Genomic DNA, 20,715 nt, shown 5'->3' on the forward strand with positions numbered 1-20,715 from the left:
CAGCCTAAATAGGATTACTGTACTGGCTAAAATTTTGAAAAGTTTAAGGTAGGAGATATTAGAAAAAAGTTTTAACTTTTGCTACTGCTGCATATCTCCTAAGCGCATATCGAGCTACGTGACATTTATCAATTAATCAGCCACCCGAATGCGAATATCACCCTGCACTACGCATTGACAGGCTAGGCGAACATTGGGATTATCTGGAGCCAACACATCAAGTAAAATCTGCTCCTCATCCATCACAGGAGTTAGATTTTCTATCCCACTTACAACTTCTATAAGACAGGTTCCGCAAGCAACACAACGACAACCAAATAAAATTGAACTAGGATGTTCATCACAAATCTTAGTTAAGCGTTGGTTTGCTTCGACTTGAAGTGTTTTTTGATCGTCTTCAAAATGAATAGATACTATCATTTCTAAACTCACTAGTTTCAGGAAAGAGGGTTAGCAGATTTAGCAACCCTTAGGCTACTTCAACAACTTTTTGAATTTCCTTAATTGCCAAAGCATCCTTGTAACGCTCATAGCGATTACCTAGCTTACTTGTATTTAACTCCAATCCCAGTGCCTTTATCAGACGCTCTAGCTGCTGAGATTTGTATTGCCAACTCTTTTGTTCCATGTAACCAATTATATTGCGCCACTTTGAACTTACCTGTCTCCAAGAATCAACTAATTGATTTATATCTACTTGCTTATCAGCTAATTCAGGATGGTGCAGAGACATACTTAGTGAGTTTAATCCAATTCTAACATCAGTTAACATAATTCCTTGTACGGTGAGGTCTAACTTCTCTAAATAAGTTGTGAAACTAGCACTTATGTAGTCTTCCACAATTAGCTGCATGAAATATCGAACGAAATCTTGAGCCTCTGGAGGAGCTGCCCTATACAGTTCTACTCCTAAATCAAAAGATGTTGTGTAATGGCGTGCTTCATCTGTTAAGTGACCCTGATTCAATTCAAAAGCTAATAGTTCATAATCAAACTTTTCAGGGGAATCAAATAAATAGGCTTCGCTTTTTTTTAATTCCACATTAGCCATGTACCGATACAGCAGAGCCAAACTACCCAAGCCACTTTCTTGGACTTTTTCGGCGGGTAGCATTCTCATAGCATCCCCAATCATGAAGCGTAAAGTTCGATATGTAAAATTTTGACCTCGCTGCTGTGTCTGTTCTACAATCTCTTTAAGAAAGCTTTTCCCCTTTTGAAGATTCAACAGAGTTTCATTTAAATCTTCATCAAAAGTAAAACGAGTATCGAAGTTTTCAAAATCTGATTGAGGTATTGCACCAACAGAACCATAGAAAAACCCAGGCTCATCAAAGGAGCTTTGAATTCCTATTTCTCGACAGACCATACTATATACGGTTCTAAAAGACCAAATGTGATCCATTTCTTCATTAGTTTCCTGATGAAGGATCATAAATTCGTCTGAGTATGGAGCAAAAACTTTTTCGGCAATGCTCATATTGGATATCAGAGACTGATATTCGCTATTGGCTACATATTTGTATAAGTTAGCAAAGAAGGTCGCAGATAAAATCGACATTTGACGAGCATTGAAGGAAAGTAAATACTCACAAATTGGTACGGGTAAGGGAAGCATTCCCGGATGAGAGTAAAGTTTTTCTCCTTTAATTCCCTGCTTGCTCATTGCTATAGCAACAGTTTTTAATTCTAAGGGATGAGTATGTGCCTGCTCGAAAAGCTTATTTTGAATCTTAGGAATTCGGTTATCAATTTTAACAGTAGTCATGTGATTTTCCTCCTTTAATTAAAAGTAACTGGGCGATATTCACTGTAATAAGCTGGCATTTGTAAGCCCTGAATTTTCAAACTTTGTATTCGGTATAAAAATGCCGCTCCGGTCATAATATGGTTAGCAACATCAACTACCTGGCGATTATTTGATTCAGATAAGTAAGAACCTCTAACCCAGTCATTGAAGCTGCCCATAGCAGGGCCACACCAGATTTGATAATCCATTTCTCTGCCTTTTTCCCCAAAGTTAGACCAACGGGATGATAATCCCAAATACCAGCGGAAAATTAGAGCCATCTTCAGTTTGGGATTGTTAATAGCCTTGGTTAATTTATCAGGATTGCGTTGAGATAAATAACTAACTGTTTCTTCCCAAACTGCTTCTAAGCTCTTTCTGAAAACTTGTTTTTCTAATTTTTCTCTTTCTGCTAACGGAATATTTTCAATTGAGTCATAGTTTTTGTATAACTCAAACAATTTTTGTGCCCGTAAAGGAAACATAGTTCCTCTTTTGAGAACTTGGAGTTTTACCCCCATTTCAAACATATCTGCCGCCGGAGCCATCATCACATCAGCCATCTCGGCTTGAGCCAGTAATTGTTTAGTATGTTGAGAAGTTCCGGCTTCAATACAAGACTGGTTAATTGAGCCAGTCACAATATAAGCAGCCCCCATCATAAAGGCAGCTAATGCTGATTGTGGCGTAGCAATTCCTCCTGCTACTCCGACTCTGACAGGCTTTTCATAAGAAAATTGTCTTTGAATTTCATCTCTCAATTCTAAGATGGACGGTAAAAGACAAACCAAAGGACGATTATCTGTATGACCACCAGAATCTGCTTCTACAGTAATATCGTCAGCTACAGGAATTTTTTCAGCGAGGGTTGCTTGTAATTCATTAATAAGACCTTGCTCAACTAATTGTTTTAAAATTTTTGTAGGAGCAGGTTGTAGAAATTTGGTTGCAACTTCTCTCCGAGAAATTTTGGCAATGATTTTATTTTTGATTTCGATTTGATTGGCTGCATTCAAACTAAGTCCAGCAGCTCGGTAGTAAACAATGTTGTCAGTCAAATCGAGGAAGGCGGAAGCTTCGATTGTTCTTACCTGATATTTAAGATACAAATCAACAACACCGCGTTCAATAGCTGGTTCACTGGGACTGTGAAGTAAGTTAAATGCGTAAGGGCCTTGGGGTAAAGCTTGTTGAATACGGTTAATGGCTGCTTCGACACGAGCAGGAGACAAGCCACCAGCACCAAATGAACTCAAGATTTTCTCTTTACCAAGGGCAATTACTAGTTCTTCAGAAGCAATTCCTTGAGCCATTGCGCCCGTGGCATAAGCGTATTTTACACCATGAAAGCTGAGAAAAGTTGGATCGCCTAATTGTCGAATTGATAACGGTGGAACAGCTATTAATATTTCTGCCTGTTCAGCTTTTTGTTGGTTATAAGGATATAAGTAACCTTCGTTAGTTGCGCCAATTTTTCCTTCAACTCTAATAATATAACAAGGCTTTTCTAAATTTAGCAATTTAGATTTTATGCCTTTCTCATTAAAAGATACAGAATCTAAAACACCTTGCCAAACTTGATTTTGATGGTAAGAAAAGTCTGATGTTTTCAGGTAGTTACCATTTTTGTTTAGTATATTGTTTGTGCTTACCATGTTTTTCATCCTCCGGTCAGATAATGTAGCTGAATAAAAGTATGAAAATTTAGATTTTATTCAAATAACCTTTGGTAACAAGCCGTTTGCAACTGAATTATGGCGCTGATTTGCTTTAGAGACTCCTGTCGCGCTTGTAAAAATACAGCATGGGCTTTAGTCATACGGGAAGCATTTTCACTCAGCTTTTGATAGTAAGGGCTATGTAAATTTAGAAAATGCGGTTCATCAATAATATGGTCAGTTGTCAAACTAGAAGTTAGAATTGATTGATAATTTTCTGCTTCTGTTGCCCAAATTTCGTTATTTTCTGATTTCTCTAAAGTTTCCAAATTACGCTCTTTGAGTAATAGTCGAGCAGATTCGCTACCCTTTTTAATATTTCCTTGCTCTGGGAAATTTTCTATATTTTTAGAGATATTGACAGGAGTTGTGATTGTATTTTGAAATAAAGAAGAATTCATTTGTGCTAATTCCTTGAAATCTGGTAGGTTATACTGCTGTTGATGAACAGTGCTTGTGGGATAGCTAAAAGATATATCTTGAAGTATTTCTTGATTTTTATGGTTCAAAGATATGTAACTAATCTTGTGACAGTTTAAGGTTATAGTTCTCAGCGTAGATTTGCTTTGGTGGGAAATTTCTGCCTCTTGAGAATATAGTGGCGATAAATCCAGACCAACCCGATGACTGAGGAGTTTTGCTAAGGCTTTGATAATAGAAGTATGATCGTCTACACCTCTTTTATTAAGAGACACTGTGATGTGTTCTTTTGCGTTGAGGGTTTTATCAATCCATCTGGAACAGTTACTACCGGCACCTACTTCGATGAAGATTTTGAAGCCATCTTCATAGACGCAGTTAATTAGCTGAGGAAAATTAAGCTGTTGACAGAGATTTTGAGCAATGTTGTGAGCAATAGAATGGCTGTCAATGGCAATGGGTTTATACTCAGATGCAGAATAAAAAATAGTCTCTGGGACGTTTTGTGTAGGTAATGTATTTAATCTCACAAGTTCATCGTATTCAGAGCGCATTGCCTCGCAATGAATGACATGGGTGAAGGGAGCAGAAAAAGCATTACAATTTAGGTTGGTAATCACTCGCTGGCAGGCTTGGATTTCACCCGCGATCGCAACTTCTTCTGTAGTATTAATTAAAGGCAAATAGACGTGTTTTTCACCTTTGATAGCTTCCTGAACACGCGATATTGGACACATGAGAATATAGTTGCGCCAAAAATCTTCACCTTGTTCATTCTGTCCTTGAGGTAATCCCCAACATTCGCGCACAGCGTTTTTGGGGCCAGATAGCCTTGTCTTCAGCAGAGATGATGAGTTAAAGCCCTCACTACCTTCTTGAAACTCAGTCCAGACACCTTGAGCCAACATCATGCTAATTTCGCCCAAGCTATAACCAAAAGCAGATTGGGGCTTGAGTTGGAAATAATTTTTCAGAATTGCTGTCATCAGTCCAGCACAGGCCATTTCTGATTCGAGTACTGCTACTGAATCTTTGAGCAATTGCTGCTCAAGAGCTTCTAATTGCCTAGTTGACAATTTTCCTAAGCTTCGAGGGTAAATAAGTTTTTCGACGTTGGCAACACGATTGTAGATGCTTCTGATGAACGGATCATCGTAAAGTTGAGGAAATAAGCGAAACAGATTTCGACCAAGACCGATATAAGCACTAAAGGCACCTGGGTAAACGAAAGCAACTTTACCTCTTTGACCCAGTGGTTTTGCCGTAAAATAGCTACCGAGAGGACTTTGCCAGTCTTTCCCTGTCTCGAAGGCATTGGCAATACCCTTGAGAGAGTGCTGAATTTCCCGCAGCAATTCATCTTGATTGTGTCCGAGAATTGCTAGAGCATAAGTTGCCTGTTGACGCTGTTGAAAAGCTGTAAAAGTCTGTCTAGCAGCGGCAGATAGGGAAGAAGAGTTTTGAATAGTTTGCTCAAGTGTGCGAATTTCGTCTAATAGAGTTAATTGATCGTCAGCTGCGATCGCAAACACATGATAAGGCATTTGCTCTAAATATCTGCTGCTGCGATCTCTCTGATTTGGTTCCTCTGACAAAATTAAATGTGCATAACTCCCATCTATCTCTATCCCATTAATCGCAGCTATTCTTTTAGTGGCTCCTTTTTCTAAAAACCAGGGTTTTGATTCAAAAGCGACATAAAAGGGACTATCTTGCCAAATCTCTGGTATTTTTGGTCCAGACCACTGGGGAACTGCGGGGATGTAGCGGTGATATAAACAGAGTGCTGTTTTAACCAGACTGACTAGTCCCGATGCAGCATAAGTATGACCAATATTGGCTTTGACGCTACCGATCGCACAAGTTAAATTTGGTTCAAGAAGAGGCAGGGGAGCAGGGGGATGTTCAGTCGAGGTACAATCCCCGTCTGAACGAGAACCACTTAAAGCTTGCTCGACTTCGTTTCGCGGCAGGGGAGAAGGAGCATTCCCCCTGCCCCCTGCTCCCTTCCCCCCTGCTTCTTGTTCAGATGTGCGGTAAGCTGTGAGCAAACCTTGAATTTCTGAGTCATCTTGCTGAGGAATTCCACTACCAACAACTTCCAAATAGTTAATATCTGTTGGTTTGATATCTGCAAGATGAAAAGCTTGTTGACAAACTTGTGTTACCGCATTTGGGGATTGGGGGCTGGGGACGTGATTTGTTGAATTTTTCACGAGACTGAGAGCATCAATCGTTGCATATATGCGATCGTTCTCTTGTTTTGCTGTTTCGTGGAGCTTCAATACTACAGCCGCTGCACCCTCGCCTACTATCCAGCCATTGGCATTGCGATCGTAACTGAGAGTATTCACGCCCGTGTTAACTTTTGCTATTTGATTTCGTTGTAAAACACTAGCGCCATCCCCAGCAAGCTCAATTGCACCGACCAAAACGGCATCTACTTCTTTGATTGCGAGTAGCTTTTGTGCAAGCTCCAAGGCTTTGAAAACAGTATTTTGTTTGGCAATTAATGTGAATGCAGGTCCAGCGAAATTCCACAGTTTGGAAATATAATTAGCCAGTCCGTTTTCGATGTAACTTGGATATTCAATGTCTTCTAGTTGCTCTGTTTTTGGAAGTTGCTCCAGAGTCACTTCTGTAGCAGTAGCAATAATAATTGCTATTCTTGCCCCTTGAGGAAGTGCCGCATCTTTGAGAGCATTATCAGCTACCTGAAGCATCAACAGTTCTTGAGGTTTAAAATTGTCTACTTCTTCTGGTGGAATTTCCAAATGTAAAGGATCAATTTCAAAATCTTTAATGTATGCGCCTAATGGGAATACACTATCGCTAAAACCATAGTCTTTCAGCAACTTTTCTTGTGCTTCTATTGCTTGTAATCGCTGAGGAGGTATGGAAATAAAATGCTGAGTTCCTTCATAAATACAGCGTTCAAAGGCATCTAATCCTTTGCAGCCGCCACCTAAATAACAATCCATTCCCACAATCGCTATTTTAGGAGTTTTATTTTTTGCAAATTCTTCCATCACCTATCTCCTCAAGCTGATGTATACATTCTTCAGTTGCTGATTTCCTGATTTTTTACGGTCTCAGGAAAACCTTTCTCTAAATCTCTCTCCTAAAAGGAGAGAGACTTTGAATTTTTTACCTGGGGGTTAGGAGGCTTTTCCACATGATATGAGAAGTTAGGCTGATTCCTACTTAAATTTCATCTAATTGCTTGGGTAAAATAGTTCCCTTTGCTCCAAGCATTCGGGTATATATTTGTCCTTGTGAATTATGGGCAATAACATCCACGACTAAACCCGATTCTGTCTTGGATTTTATTTCACAAGAAACATAAAATGTTTCATCAAAGGGGACAGCTTCAAACTGTTCAAATATTTTGATTTCTGAAGGTAAACAAGCTACCTGATAAAAATGCTGTGCCCAAATCCAAAATGCATGAATCTGCACATCTGCAATGTAGGGATTAAATGTTTGAACTGGGAACTGTCCTTGTTGTCTTTCTCCAGGCTCCGGCAAATAGCATTCTATAGTAATCTTGTCCAGACTGGCATTTAAGACAGATTTTACGCCTTGAAAACTAAGTCCGTGAAACAAGCTAGCTGCCCCATTTTGATAAAGTGATGAAGTAGTAGCGATGATTCTATTATCCTGCCTTAAATTCAGAAATTCGTGTGTAGGGGCACTAGGAGCTTCCCGCTTCAGTTTCATCTGGCTACTAAAATGATAACGGATTTTTCCTTCTGGAGTTTTACTCCAAATTTTGGCATCAAAATCTATCTCATTAATATCATTTTTAGCAACTTCTTGCAATTCTAAAGTGTATTCAGTTGCCAAATTTTCATCAAAGATTAGTCCTTTCAAAACTTTATAATTTGTACAACTGAAGGCTTTGTAACCAGGATAGATTTGTTCGCAGGCGTTAGCAATCCATAATAGTCCGCAAGTTGCTGGCAGAACTGGATAACCAGCTATTACATGGTCTTGCAAAAATGGATTAGCTGCTAATGTTAGTTGCCGTTGGATACGAAAACTTCTTAACTCCCTTGGTAACTTTTCGGGGATATAAACCAAGGGGCTACCAATTACAACTTGCACAGTTTGTTGATTTGCGCTAGCTAATTCATTAACTAACATTTCAGTGCCAATGTCAATCGGAATAGTCTCGATGTTTCGTTCAGCAAAAGCTTGCTTTAATTCCGGAGAAACCATACCACTATCCCAAGGGCCCCAATTAATCGCTACTACATGAGAATGGGGATGGTTGAGTTTGACAAGGTGGGCTGATTTGTTGAGAATTTCATTAGCGATCGCATAATCTGTCTGTCCCACATTACCGTAGAAACCAACTACAGAAGAAAACAGGACTAAATAATTCAATTGATTGGGTGGTACACACCGCAACAGGTTTTCTAGACCTTTAACTTTGGCAGTGTAAACTGTTTCAAAATCTTGGACTGATTTTTTCTCAATCCGCTTATCAGCTAGGTTACCAGCCCCGTGAATAATTCCTGTTACCGGGCCGAAACGCTTAACTGCATTAGCAACTTGTTCCTTAAGAGCGATCACATCAGTCACATCAACATTCAAATATTCAGCTTGTCCACCCGCCTGCTTAATGGCTTGTAGGGTTGTGGCAATTTCCCGACTAGATGAAATAGCGTTAAACTTTTTCTGCACCATTGCAGGTGTGGGTTTTTCGCCTTTGGCGAAGAAATCCTCCATAATCCGTTTTTTCAAATCAGCTTCACTCAAGTAGCCTTCAGTCCACACAGGTTCAGGATCGGCGGCGGAACGACCTACCAAGATAAATTTGCATTGATAACGTTGCGCTAATTTGATCGCACACTGAGCCGTTATCCCTTTCGCACCGCCAGTTACGAGAAATACCTGAGATTGGGGATTGGGGATGGGAAAAAGGTTGGAGGAAAGGGTGCTGGGTGCAAAAGGGATTCCCTCTAGTTCCTGCTTTGTGTTTTTTTGTTCTTCCTGTTCACAGATTAAGGTTGCTCGTCCTTGTGAACCGTATCCCACTTCTACAACCAATAGATTGGGGTCGTGAAGTTCGGCGAGAATATGCTGTGCTGATGTTTCAGCATCTAAATCATGACTGAGGTCGATCGCTCGGCAAAATACAGATTCCCATTCCTGGTTCAAACTTTTGGTGAGTCCAAATAGTCCAGCACCAATTGCACCAAAGTTAGTTTTTTGTCCTAGTCCGAATTCGCCATCCAGACGAGCCACAGTTACAAAACTACTGCGTCCTTGAAGTGCTGCTTGATTGAGTGGTTCTTTGAGATATTTGGCGATCAGAAAGACGTGGCGAAGAATAGCTTTTTCTGATTCCAGATAGCGGACATTATTGCTTGTATCTTCGTGAGTGGAGGGATTCAGATGGATAAACGCGGCGATCGGGCCATAGTTAATAGCGATCGCTGTTAACTGTTCTTGCAAATGCTCCTCGCTCAAATCTGCAAGCACCACACGGTTAATCCCTTCAGGTAAAGCAGATTGCTTAGGAATCACGGTTGCAGGAAAAGTTAAGACAACGGTTTTCCAGCCGCGCTTTAACAAAGTCTCAGCTAGTTTCGCCGTGGTTAGAGAACCATCATCAGTAAGCAAGGCGATATGCTGCTCAGGTAACGTGAAATCTAAAGCATCAGGTTCGGGAAGATATTTGAGTCTGACAGGAGAGCGAAGAATTCGGGATTGGGAATTAGGTATTGAAGAAAACTCTTCTCCTCTGCTCCCTGCTCCCTGCTCCCCTGCTTCTTTCTCAGTCCCTAGTCCCTTTTCTATATATGCAACAATTTGTCCGAGGGTATGTAATTGAGCCAATGCTTCTGAATTCAGCTTGGGTAAATCTGGGTATAGCTCTAGCAACGCTCCCAAAATTTCCACCAGTTTGACGCCATCAATTCCCAAATCTGTCTCAAGATCCATTGAGAAATCTAACATCGTCGTCGAGTAGCCTGTCTTTTCACTAACGACGTTGAGCACAATGTTAGCAAACTCTGGATCTGCTAAGTCAATTGATGGAACTGGGGATAAAGAGGCAGAGGGAAAAGACTCGTTGCTAGTTTCTTTATGCTCCTCTGCTCCTCTGCTCCTCTGCTCCTCTGCTTCCCCTGCTCCAACCACTGGTGCGTTAGGCAAGCCCGCCGCCGCAGGTATTGCTGCTGAGATTTCTGATGCAATTTTCCCCATATACTCAGCTATTTGACCGAGGGTGCGTAGCTGTCCCACTTCTTCTGGATTCGGCTTGGGCAAATCGGGGTATAGTTCTAACAACGCTCCTAGAATTTCCACACGTTTGATGGAATCAATCCCCAAATCTGCCTCGATATCCATCGTCAGCTCTAACATCTCTGTTGGATAACCAGTTTTATCACTAACGACGTTAATCAGAGTTTGACTCAGGGTCGCTTGATCAATGATTACTGCTGGGGGTACGGGTGATACTGGTTCTGGAGGTGATACTGGTTCTGGAGGTGCTGCGGGTGCTGTGGGTGCTGAGGGTACAAAGGCTACAGTTGCAGTATTATTCTCCTCTACTGGAGTAATATCAAGAACTGCTGCTTCATGATGTGCGCCATTACCATTTGTGCCGTTACCATTAGTTGAAACTGGCTCAGATTTAGTGGCAAATCCGTTACTCGGTAAAGCAACTGATGCAGTCTCCAGAACAGGGTTATTCTCTTGGGGTGGTGGAGCTACTGGACTAGGTTGATAGTTGATCGGCGGTATCAGACTCTGGGGAGTGGTATTGCTGGGCGACTGTTCATAATGTCGCTGGAGCAATTGAAAAAAGTTGTTAGTGTATTCTTGCTGATGGTTCAGATATTGCTCATGAATGCGGAGGCTGTCAGTTTGATGGTCGTGAAACCGCATGATGCTGCGCTCTGAACTGGAAACTACTAGTTGCTGTGTTTGTGTTTGTGGCTCGCTGAATTTACCACTTCCCCACAACGCATGTTGTTGCTGCATGAGTTGGAAAAAGGTTTTGGTATATTCTGTCTGATGGTTTAAAGATTGTTCATGAACCTGCAAAATTTCATGTTGATGGCGATTGAACTCTATTAATGTGTACTCTAAATTGTCTATAGCTCTTAGGTAACTCAGAGGAAGTTCTGGACTAGGTTGCAAAGACTTGAGATCCAGTTGGTCTAATTGCCCATTCTGCACAGATTTCACTCCACCGTTGACTGTTACTTTCTCTGCTGGATGAGAGGGGTTAACTGTTGCTGAGTGAGATTTATTGCCATTCGCAACTGGGGATTGACCATTGACTGCGATTTTCTCTGTTGGATGAGAGGGGTTAGCTGTTGCTGGTTTATTGCCATTCGCAACTGGGGATTGACCATTGACTGTGACTTTCTCTGTTGGTTGAGAGGGGCTAGCTGTTGCTGGTTTATTGCCATTCGCAACTGGGGATTGACCATTGACTGCGACTTTCTCTGTTGGTTGAGGTCTTGCTGGTTGATTACCGTTAGCAACAGTCAATTTCACTTGATGCCCATTTTGCATAGCTTTTTCAAAGGACTGCTTTGTTTTTTCTGATACATAGTTGGTGCTATTTAAGCGGACATTCAAGAGCTTATTTGGAGAAACTTCGGGGATTTTGTACTCCAGTTGATAAGGGTCTAAGTTTTGCAAAGGTAATCCAGCAACGCGCAACTGGATAACAGCTTGCCGCAAAGTGCGATCGCTATCTTTGAGATGGCTGGTATTTAAAGCTACAGCTAAATGCGGGCGATCGCTAAGAATATCTTTTACCAAGTTGGTGAGAACGCTTCGCGGCCCAAATTCAATGAAGCAGTAACCGCCTTCAGCATAAATATTTTCAATTTCCTGCTTAAATAGCACCTGATTCTTCAGGTGTTCTTTGAGGACTTTTTGAATAACTTGCGGTTCATTTGGGTAACGCTTTCCAGTCACATTGGTGTAAACCGGGATTTGTGGCTCGTTGAAAGTAACTTTCTCAATTGCTCTGGCAAAGGGTTGCTGTGCATAAGCCACTAGTGGAGTGTGAAAGGCTGCGGAAACTCCCAGCAAGATGCTAGAGAATCCTTGAGTTTTCAGAGCCTCCTTTACATTGGCAATTTCAGCTTTTGTCCCTGCTAACACCATTTGATTTGGAGAATTCAAGTTAGCAATGGTAACTAGCGGGAAATTCTGAATGAGTTCTGTAACCTGATTGACATCCCCTTTCACCGCCAGCATGGCTCCCGCATCCAATTCGGGATCTTTTGGTGCAGCCATCGCTTGACCCCTGGCTTTGACCAAGAAAAAGTAATCTTTTTCACTTAAAACTCCCGCAGCCCAAAGAGCAGTAAGTTCTCCAAAGCTATGTCCGGCGACAAAATCTGGCTTAAACCCAGCTTGTTGCAATATCTTGTACAGACCAGCGCTAAAAGCCCCAATTGCCGGCTGTGCATATTCTGTTTGCTGCAACACTTTCATCTGGGCAGTCTTTTGATCTAAATCGAAGACAGGGTTAGGGAAAATAACCTCCGAAAGGGGCTGCAAACCGTCTTGGCGTAAAAGGCTATCAATTTGAGCATAGGTCTCTCCCAAGTCAGGGAAGTTAATTACGAGTTCCCGACCCATCTCTAAATATTGCGAACCTTGCCCGGAAAATAGGGCAACCACCTTCCCCTCTGTAACTATGCCAGTTTTGCGGTAGTAAATTCCTTGGGGATGTTCCCAGGATTCTGCTTGCAGCTTGTTTCTTAGCAACTCAATACTTGTTTGTAATAAGTCGCAAGCTTGGGTGAGAGAATCAGCAACAAACCCTAGTCTGGCATTTGCGATCGGAATTTCTAAAGATTGAGACGCCGAAATCAATTCTGTGTAAAGTTGCTCTCCCGTATCAGATTGCAATTGCTGTCCAATTTCTTGAGCACGCGACAACAATTCTTCAGGCGTTGACGCAAATAGCAAGACCGGCTGCGAAGGTTTGTGTAAACGATAAGGTTGCTGATGTTGACTTGTGTATTCTTCCAAAACGACGTGATAATTTGTGCCACCAAAGCCAAAAGAACTCACCCCTGCACGTCTTGGCTGGTCATCAGCACTAATCCAAGGTCTGGTTTCCGTATTTAAATAAAATGGGGAGCTATCAATATCTAATTTAGGATGCGGTTTGGTGACGTTAATTGTGGCTGGTAATACTTTGTGGTGTAAAGCCAAAGCCGTTTTGATCAAACTCGCCGCACCCGCAGCCGCTTTTGTATGTCCAATCTGCGATTTGACAGTTCCCAGGGCAATATGTTGTTTTTTGGGATTATTTTCGCCAAAAACTTCTTTTATAGACGAGAATTCGGCTGGATCGCCAGCCATAGTGCCAGTACCGTGTGCTTCAATCAAACCAACGCTTGCAGGCGAAAATCCGGCATCTTCGTAAGCACGATGCAAGGCTCTGACTTGACCTTCCGGACGCGGTGCATAGATGCTTTTATAGCGGCCATCGCTAGAAGTGCCAATACCTTTGATGACTGCATAGATTCGGTCTTGATCTCGTTCAGCATCCTCAAGGCGCTTCAGGACTAACATTCCCACACCTTCACCCAACATCATCCCATCAGATTCTGCATCGAATGGTTTGACATTCTCACCTTGGGAAACAGCAGGAGTTTTGCTGAAACACATGTAGGCCATGATTGAGTTGTCGGTGTCAACTCCGCCAGTGATCATCATATCGGCTCGATGCTCAATTAGCTCACTAATTGCCATTTTGAGAGCACCTAATGAACTCGCACAGGCGGCATCTACTACACAGTTAGTCCCGCCCAAATCTAGGCGGTTAGCAATTCTTCCTGTAACTACATTTGCCAGCATACCGGGGAAGGCGTTCTCATCCCACTGCACATATGCACTTTTAATTTTCTCGATGATTTTTTGTGTATCTTCATCGGATAAGCCACTGCCTTTGAGGACTTTTTCCCAAACTGGGTACTGCATTCTCGCAGTCAGTGGAACTGCCAATTGCCTACCTAGTGCCACACCTAAGATTACACCAATGCGATCGCGATTGAACTGGCGAGATTCGGCGTAACCGGCATCTTCCATCGCTGCTTTGGCAACAATCAAACCTAGCAATTGCGAAATGTCTGTGACTTCTAGGCTGTTAGGTGGCAACCCAAATTCCATAGGATTGAAATTGACATCCGGGATAAATCCGCCTCTTTTGCAATAGGTTTTATCAGGTGTTCTGGGATTAGGATCGTAATAATCCTCTACATTCCAACGCGAGGCGGGAATATCAGTAATACAATCAACTTTGTGAATAATTTTTTCCCAATATTCCTGTAAATTTTTCGATTGGGGAAATATAGAAGCCATCCCGATAATCGCAATGTCGGTTTTTTGCCGCTGTGTATTTATTGTGCTGGTTACTGGTGCATTTTCAACCATAACTTTTTTCCCCTGTATGAGCTTGATTAGAGCCTGTTCACAATTGCTCACTTCTTCTTGCAACTGTGCCAAAACAGCTTCAATTCTAGAAGCAGCCATGACTTTATCTTTACTATTGGATTTGTAAGATGTAGAGATTTTTATAAAATTATTACCTCTACAAATAAGATAGAACGCGATTAGCTTTTAGACAGAATCGGAGTTATAGATGATGAATGATATGCTTGGAGTTGAGGATTCAAGAGTCAAAAACCAGGCTGTAAGAGATTGTAATGGCGATATTCTGAAGTCTAAATATATAATTACGACTTCTTTAGTGCAGTATTTCACGCATCTAAAAATCTCTTTAAATTAGAGATGGCTTCAACGTTAAAACATAAGTGATTAATCCAGGGCTATCTATTTTCTTCTAAATATAAACTGCTCAGAACTCACTCAAATTTCAGGCTAATAACGTATAGTCCGTTAAAACAGACTATAACCTTTTCTCAGCCGTCTTTAGACGACTTTCGCTATTAGACTGAGAATTTATCCTGAGGCGGACTAGATGAGAATGAAATAGCCCTGGTTGTTGATCGGTTTTAGCTTGGATAGTTTCATCCAGAAAACTTATCCTACTCCGTGTTATCCTATCAACTGTAGCTTGAACTTAATCTTAGACTAGTTGCCTCTGCATTACAATTGATATGCAACTTACATACGACGAGATAAGCGTCGCCAAATGAAATGTTCTAAAACAGAATCTTTTAGACAACTTTAAATTAACAGTACTATATTTTTGGTTACACATTTGCTAGCTATTATTGGGTAAGTGAATCAGAATCTACACATTAACTTATACAGAATCCTCTTCTGGATTGGAATTGTCATCTTCTTTACTAGTTATCGGCTGATGTTGAGCAGCAGCTAATAGCTTTTGCTCAAGTCTACTAATACTAATTCCCAACTCAGAAGCTTTTTTGGTTTTCCACTCTTCTAGCTCACAATCATGTTGATTGAGCCATTCACGCACCGCAACGCGGGCCATTTCAGCTTTGCGAAGGGTCTGGCGAGCTGCATGAAAAATCAGTCGCTGGTTATCAAAGCTTGGCAATGAGAGCATGAATCGCTGTAGTTTCATTTTATCTAGGGTCTTTGGAGGGCGATCGCTGTCACTCACATAACTATTAAAACTCATTTCAATTAGTATGTCATATAGTAAAAATACATTTTATAAATTGCATACAAATTGCATATATCTTACTTTAATTCATCATTGTTGACTTTAGTATTTGCCAATAAAAGTATTAATTTATCAACCCGGTTGGACTGTATATAATTTATTTGCGTATTTAAAGACACAAATACCCAAGCTTTTTAATAAGGCGGGTATCTATGAATTACTGCTATGGCTTTTACATCTATCCGAAAGTTGATTTATTTTTTTAAGAAATTATGCATTAATCAATAAGCTAATTTTTTAAAAAATTCTTATTGCAAAAGAATCAATTTGTCACAATGTAACAATAACCACTAGCAATTATATCTGAAGCATGAAAAATTCTTACGGACAAAAGATCCATCACAAACTCAAGACTTATTTTGAGATGCTGAGTAATAGCGGAAACATAACAGTGTTTAAAAGTGGGAGACAATTGCAAATATTATCCATATTTTATATCCAGCTTATTGCTAGTTATTCATTATCAATAATGTTGCATATAGGTTGCAATTGAGTATCAATCGGTTTATCGTAAGTGATTAAATAATCTAATTCAATACTGTTTGTTTAAGAACGCAAAGAGATACATCAACAGGGTTAATATAAATATAAATTCACCTGATTAGCTGTCACTCTATACATTCATAAACGCACAGTATGATAATGCGATTTAATACGATTAACCGTGTTGTACGAAGCGTTCTGCATAATTTGACTGTCACGAAAATATAAGGGCTTGCTGGCATGAGACTATCTGAGCTAGATCCACTCATCCCGCTAATTGAGTTAAGAGAAGAACTCCTGAAATTACCAAAAGGCTACTCGTTTTATGAAGAGGAACTGGTAGATTTTTTATCCCGACGAAGATGGCCTGAAAGTAATCGCCGTATTGACCGGACAACTTTCTGGCGGTGGAGAAATGACAACGGAATCGAGCATCAAAAAGTATTTAGTCGATTAGATATCTTAAAACTCTGTCAAATTTGCGACCACTATCGGATAGATGGCACTCGCAGCGAATACTTGGCGATCGTTAAAAGTAAAAAAGAGGTAGTGCTAAACAAATAAAGCTATCTCTGACTAGATGCCTAAAGTATCAAATGATTATACCGCAAGTTGATTCTACTAACGAATTGATGTTAGTGATATCTGGCTTCGGAAAATCCCCACCCCCCTTCAAAAAGCTACGGTGTACACACAAGTCCTAAAAACCCAGTAATGCAAGGGTGTGTTATGCCGTAGGCTAACGTACCATTCCAGATTTCCGGTGCGTTATGGACATTAGTTTATAACGCACCCTATCAGATTCAAGCCAATGTCAATAAGGTTTTCCGACTTGTGTACAGGGTGTCCTTCAAAAGGGGGGTTTAATTCCCTTGTTAAACAGGAGGGTAGAGTGGAGCAAGTTTTAACCAAAGCGTATTGATTGATGGATACTCTTTCAAGAGTTATATCCTCCCAACTTTCCTTTTATCAAGAATTTAGATCCGACATAATCAGGCAATTCAAATAAAGTGCACTTTATATTCTGCTCTATCTTTTAGGTCTACTTTCATCTCTGCTGTTTCTGACTAATTCGGCAGCGCCTTGTGATCAGATATCGCTAACTTGGAAGAGATAATTATGGTACAAAAACAAAAACAATCATTCATAAAACCATTCATCAAACCTTTAGGTTGGTGGCCGGTCATGTTAGCAACTACTATGGCTGTAGCTACTAGTGCCGTTACTTTCTATAGCTTTTCGAGATTTAAGTTGTCCTCGAAAGTGCAGCCTCTACCTACTCCAAGTAGTTCATCTAAAATGACTGCTATTTCTGCTTTAGGACGTTTAGAACCTCAAGGAGAGGTTATTCGTCTGTCGGCCCCAGAATCCCAAGGGGGTGTAAGGGTGACAAAACTCATGGTAAATAAAGGAGATCGGGTGAGACAGGGGCAAGTAGTTGCAATTCTAGACAGTTACTTTCCCCGTCTTGCAGCCTTCGAAAAAGCCCAGCAACAAGTCCTAGTTGCCCAAGCTAGTCTTAATCAGGTAAAAGCTGGCGCAAAAGCCGGAGATATCTCTGCACAAAAAGCAACCATTGCTCGTTTAGAAGCTGAGTTGCGTGGAGAAACTTCTGCCCAACAAGCGACGATCGCTCGCTTAGAGGCTGAGTGGCGGAATGCTGAGAGTGAAAATCAGCGATATCAGCAGTTATACAAAGACGGTGCAGTTTCAGCCTCCGACGCAGATACTAAACGTTTGCGGGTAGATACAGTTCAACAGCAACTCAATGAAGCTAAAGCTTCTCTCAACCGCACTATAGAAACTGTTCAAAAGCAGTTAACCGAGGCGAAAGCCAGACTCAAGAGTATTGCTGAGGTTCGTCCTACCGATATAGCAGCAGCCCAAGCTGATGTCGAAAGTGCAGTAGCCTCAGTGAACCAGGCTAAGGCAGAGTGGGATTTAAGTATTGTGCGATCGCCCATAACCGGGCAAATCATGAAAATTAATGCTTGGCCTGGAGAAATTATCGGTACTACAGGAATAGCTGATTTAGGCCGCACACAACAAATGTATGTAGTAGCAGAAGTCTATGAAACTGATATTAAAAAAGTACGTATAGGTCAGTCGGCCATTATTACTAGCGATGCTTTACCAGGTAAATTACGAGGAAAAGTTGCAGATATTGGTTTGCAAATTGGCAAACAAAATATCTTTAATAGCAATCCTCAAGCTGATACAGATAACAAAATAGTTGATGTAAAAATTCGTATTGACAATCTAGAAGATAACCAGCAAATCGCTGGATTTACTGATTTGCAGGTAGAAGTAATTATTTATACTCCAAATCATTAATAAAAGTTTTTTAAGGTTATTAAACCTCTCTACTCTACCTGCTAATTATTCATGATTTGCTACGCCATAATTAATTACAAAATGATCCGCGATCGCTAAATAGTTCGTAATGAATCTACGCAAAATAATCTGGATTTAAACAAGTAATTTTTTCTCAATTTAGCCTAATATATATCCTTGAGGTTTACTAAATGATTCTCAATATTCCCTTAGCCTGGCTACAACTAGCCCGACAAAAAATTCGCTTTCTTGTAGCTTTAGCTGGAATTGCTTTTGTTGCAGTTCTAATGTTTATGCAAATTGGTTTCCAAGCTGCCCTTTATGACAGTGCTACGCAGTTGCATAAAAATCTGGAAGGAGACTTATTTTTAATCAGTGCTCAATATAAATCTCTAACATCAAATCAAAGCTTTTATCGTTCAAATTTATATCAAATATTAGGTTTTAATAGTGTAGAATCTGTTAGCCCTTTATATGTGCAATTTGCTAAATTCAAAAATCCTAAAAATGGTCTAAAATTCCCGCTATACGTACTTGGATTTGACCCAGTTAAATCAATTTTTAAGTTTCCTGATATCGATGAAAAACTCAATTTAATCAGAATTCCTAATGTTGTTTTATTTGACCGAGATTCTCGACCAGAATTTGGTGCGATCGCTAAAGATTTTGAGCAAGGAAAAGTTATAAAAGTTGAAATATTCAGCTATACTGGATTAGTTGGTTACAGAGTTAAAATTGGTGGCTTATTTAAGCTAGGACCTTCATTTGGTGTTGATGGAAATTTAATCGTTAGTTCTTCAACTTTCCTCCGGATATTTCAAGATCGTCCGGTACAAAAAATAGATATAGGCTTAATTAAGCTTAAACCTGGTGTTAACCCACAAAAAGTTTTAGCAGATTTATCAGCCAAGTTACCCAAAGACGTAAGAGTTATTACCCGCAAAGACTTTATTGCTTTGGAAAAAGCCTATTGGTCTCTGAGAACACCTATTGGATTTGTGTTTAATCTGATGGTGTTAATGGGGTTTGTTGTTGGTGTAATCGTTGTTTATCAAATACTTTATAGTAATATTTCTACCCATTTAACTGAATATGCAACCTTAAAAGCAATGGGATTCAAAAACAATTACTTATTAAGTGTGGTTTTTCAACAAGCTTTAATCTTAGCATCTCTAGGTTATGTTCCGGGTTTGGCTATATCTATTGCCCTATATGATGTGTCAAAAAATGCTACTAAGTTACCAGTTATGATGACTACAGATAAAGCAATTTTAGTATTAATTTCAGCAACACTAATGTGTTTGACTTCTGGCTTTTTATCTACAAATAAACTCCGAAATGTAGATCCAGCAGATATTTTTTAGCTTCAATTTATTGGATAAATAAAATGTTAAAACAAAAATTCATTGTCACCATAGAAAATCTTAATCACTACTTCGGAGAGAAAAAAATCCGAAGTCAGATATTATTTGATATTAATTTTAATATCAAATATGGAGAAATTGTGATTATGACTGGACCATCAGGTTCAGGAAAAACAACTTTGCTGACTTTAATTGGTGGGTTACGTTCTGTCCAAGAAGGAAGTCTGAAATTTCTCGAGCAGGAGCTTTCTGGAGCTAGTAATCAGCAATTAGTTAAAGTACGTCGCCATATTGGCTATATTTTTCAAGCTCACAACTTACTAGATTTCTTAACAGCCAGACAGAATGTTCAAATGTCACTTGAATTACACAAAAATATTCCTGAATTAGAAGCTCGCAACAAATCAGAAGCTATACTCAATGCTGTTAAATTGGAGAATAGAGTTAACTATTATCCATCCGATCTCTCTGGAGGACAAAAACAACGGGTAGCCATTGCTCGTGCTTTAGTAAGCCATCCCAAATTGGTTTTAGCTGATGAACCTACAGCGGCTTTAGATAGTAAGACAGGCCGAGATGTTGTCACCCTGATGCAGAAACTAGCTAAAGACCAGAATTGTGCTATCTTAATGGTTACTCACGACAACAGAATTTTAGATATTGCAGATCGGATAATTCATATGGAAGATGGTTATCTGGTGAAAGAAGTTTTGTCATAGTTCAAATGGAGACGTGTTTGACTTCCTTGGGTTGAAAGGTGTTAAACAAACCCATGAGCTAATTTCTAAATCATTTACTGGTTTTATCTCCCATAAAAAATAAAAGCCGTGGAAATTTAAAGGTTTTCACGGCTTTTTAGTGTGGTGTAAGGAGACTTATATTTAACTATGATATTAAACCCATCTGACTATTAACAAGACATAAATAACGTAATTTGTAACAGAATTGTTCTTCTATGAC

General features: G+C 40.1%; 10 protein-coding genes. 4 read left to right on the forward strand and 6 right to left on the reverse strand.

Annotated features, from left to right (window positions below; translation table 11 throughout):
* Positions 1-132: 132 nt before the first annotated feature.
* From RM347_RS07465 to RM347_RS07490, 6 genes are all read right to left on the reverse strand, one after another.
* A complete protein-coding gene (locus RM347_RS07465; protein ID WP_012408027.1) occupies positions 133-420 on the reverse strand; it encodes a 2Fe-2S iron-sulfur cluster-binding protein in 288 nt (95 codons plus the stop codon).
* Between the two features lie 49 nt (positions 421-469).
* Positions 470-1,768 (reverse strand): hypothetical protein, encoded by a 1,299-nt coding sequence (locus tag RM347_RS07470; RefSeq protein ID WP_322719166.1) that lies wholly within the window; start codon positions 1,766-1,768, stop codon positions 470-472.
* A 14-nt stretch (positions 1,769-1,782) separates the two neighbouring features.
* The gene (locus tag RM347_RS07475; protein WP_322719167.1) at positions 1,783-3,444 is read right to left on the reverse strand and encodes a PfaD family polyunsaturated fatty acid/polyketide biosynthesis protein; all 1,662 of its coding nucleotides are present in this window, start codon (positions 3,442-3,444) and stop codon (positions 1,783-1,785) included.
* Between the two features lie 56 nt (positions 3,445-3,500).
* Positions 3,501-6,956, reverse strand: a complete 3,456-nt coding sequence (locus RM347_RS07480; protein WP_322719168.1) for a type I polyketide synthase — start codon at positions 6,954-6,956, stop codon at positions 3,501-3,503.
* Between the two features lie 175 nt (positions 6,957-7,131).
* A complete protein-coding gene (locus RM347_RS07485) occupies positions 7,132-14,451 on the reverse strand; it encodes an SDR family NAD(P)-dependent oxidoreductase (protein ID WP_322719169.1) in 7,320 nt (2,439 codons plus the stop codon).
* A gap of 736 nt (positions 14,452-15,187) precedes the next feature.
* Complete coding sequence (locus RM347_RS07490; protein WP_322719170.1) at positions 15,188-15,529, reverse strand: hypothetical protein; 342 nt, start codon at positions 15,527-15,529, stop codon at positions 15,188-15,190.
* 768 nt (positions 15,530-16,297) lie between these two features.
* Here RM347_RS07490 and RM347_RS07495 point away from each other — a divergent pair.
* From RM347_RS07495 to RM347_RS07510, 4 genes are all read left to right on the forward strand, one after another.
* Positions 16,298-16,621, forward strand: coding sequence for a hypothetical protein (locus RM347_RS07495; protein WP_322719171.1), 324 nt, complete (start codon positions 16,298-16,300; stop codon positions 16,619-16,621).
* 555 nt (positions 16,622-17,176) lie between these two features.
* Positions 17,177-18,391, forward strand: a complete 1,215-nt coding sequence (locus tag RM347_RS07500; protein WP_322719172.1) for an ABC exporter membrane fusion protein — start codon at positions 17,177-17,179, stop codon at positions 18,389-18,391.
* Positions 18,392-18,582: 191 nt separating this feature from the next.
* Entirely contained in the window at positions 18,583-19,755 is a 1,173-nt protein-coding gene (gene devC, locus RM347_RS07505) for an ABC transporter permease DevC (RefSeq protein ID WP_322719173.1), read from the forward strand.
* Positions 19,756-19,778: 23 nt separating this feature from the next.
* On the forward strand, positions 19,779-20,474 hold the full coding sequence (locus RM347_RS07510) for a DevA family ABC transporter ATP-binding protein (RefSeq protein WP_322719174.1): 696 nt from the start codon (positions 19,779-19,781) through the stop codon (positions 20,472-20,474).
* Positions 20,475-20,715 lie beyond the last annotated feature (241 nt).

The sequence above is a fragment of the Nostoc sp. ChiQUE02 genome (assembly GCF_034531305.2).
Classification (GTDB): domain Bacteria; phylum Cyanobacteriota; class Cyanobacteriia; order Cyanobacteriales; family Nostocaceae; genus Nostoc.